This is a genomic window from Humibacter ginsengiterrae (genome assembly GCF_054780115.1).
The window spans coordinates 1-1433 of record NZ_BAAGWY010000036.1 but is presented as its reverse complement, the minus strand read 5'-3'; the positions used below and the strand labels follow the sequence as shown (position 1 = coordinate 1433).

Genomic DNA, 1433 nt, shown 5'->3' with positions numbered 1-1433 from the left:
GCGGGGTCGGGGTGCGGCGTGTCTGGTGACGCGTGGTCAGTCTGATATGCGCGGGTTGGTTACCGCATGACCCTGTTTCGGTGAGAGCAGCCAAGCGTGTCTGAGGTCGAGCGTGGCCGTGGTGGACGGCTGCTCACAGTCGTTTCGCTGGTGCGCTCCTCACGCTGCATGCGTTCCCGATGCTCCGGGTGAACGAGTCTTGCCGGTCAGTCCATGGTGGCCAGGGACCAGCACCAGCCGGCGAGCTCGCGGGCGATCGCGGTGCTTGCGATGGTGTTCTTCTTCTTGTGCGCGGAGAACACCTGCCAGCGGTGGTGCAGGCGCCGGTTGCCGGTGTCTCCGCGTGTGGCCGCCAGGGCGGGTGCGGCAGCCCACCTATCCTTCATCGTCTTCCCAGGGGTGTAGCGGGGCTTGTGGTGCCAGGACGCCTCGATCAGGAGCCGGCGTGCGTGGGTGTTCCCGGTCTTGGTGATCGCACCCAGCGACCGGGTGTTCCCGGACGAGTGTTCGGAGGGGACCAACCCGAGATATGACGCGATGCTGCGTCCCGTGAATCGGTTCCAGTCGCCAATCTCGACCGCCAGGGCGAATCCGGTCAGCGTCGAGATGCCTCGCAAGCAGCACAACCGTCTGGTGACCTGCGTGAACTCACTGTCCGCGGCCATGGCCAGGATGTCGCGGTCGAGGCGCTCCCGGCGCGTCAGGATAGTGGTACCCGCGTCGTAAGCGGCGTCGAACGCAGCCAGGGTGCCGACTCCGGCCCCGTCGAGTCCTTCTGACCGGACCCGTCGAAGCCAGGCGTCGTGCGTCCCGGTCCACGCGTTGCTCGGTTCGTAGACGATTCCGCGACGCAGCAACAGCTTGGAGAGCCGATGCCGGGCCGCCATCAGCTCTATTCGGGCGTCGTCGCGGGCGCGGACCAGGTCCCGTGCGGACTCCTCCGCCTCGGTCGGCACCCGCACGGCAGTGAGTTCGTCCATCCGCAGCAGCCGGGCCAGCAGGACCGCATCGCGGGCATCGGTCTTCACCCGGTCCCCCGCCGGGCGAATCAGCTTCGACGGAGCCGCGACTGTCACAGGAACCCCCGCCGCGGTCAGCTTCCTCGCCAACCCGAACCCGGTAGGACCGGCTTCGTATGCCGCCTGCACGGGTCCGTACCGTTCGGCGATCTGCGCCACCCACGCGACGATCTCCGCGTTCACCGCCGGGAGCTTGACCTCGATCACTTCACCCGTTGACGTGTCCAACGCCGCCGCCCGCACGCTACGCGCGTGCACATCCAAACCAATCGCCGTACGCTGATCGAACACCAGGGCCTCCGCTGCATGTCGGCATCCCGAGCCACTCTCGAGATGATCCACGAATCTGCACCGTGAGGCCCTGGGCCTACAAGACCAAACCCACAACCCCACACTCATAGGGTCTGAGCCGAG

General features: G+C 67.0%; 1 protein-coding gene. It reads right to left on the bottom strand.

Annotated elements, in window-relative coordinates; genetic code table 11:
- Nucleotides 1–206: 206 nt before the first annotated feature.
- On the bottom strand, nucleotides 207–1310 hold the full coding sequence (locus tag ACYVII_RS19060; RefSeq protein WP_460537921.1) for an IS110 family RNA-guided transposase: 1104 nt from the start codon (nucleotides 1308–1310) through the stop codon (nucleotides 207–209).
- Between the last annotated feature and the right edge of the window lie 123 nt (nucleotides 1311–1433).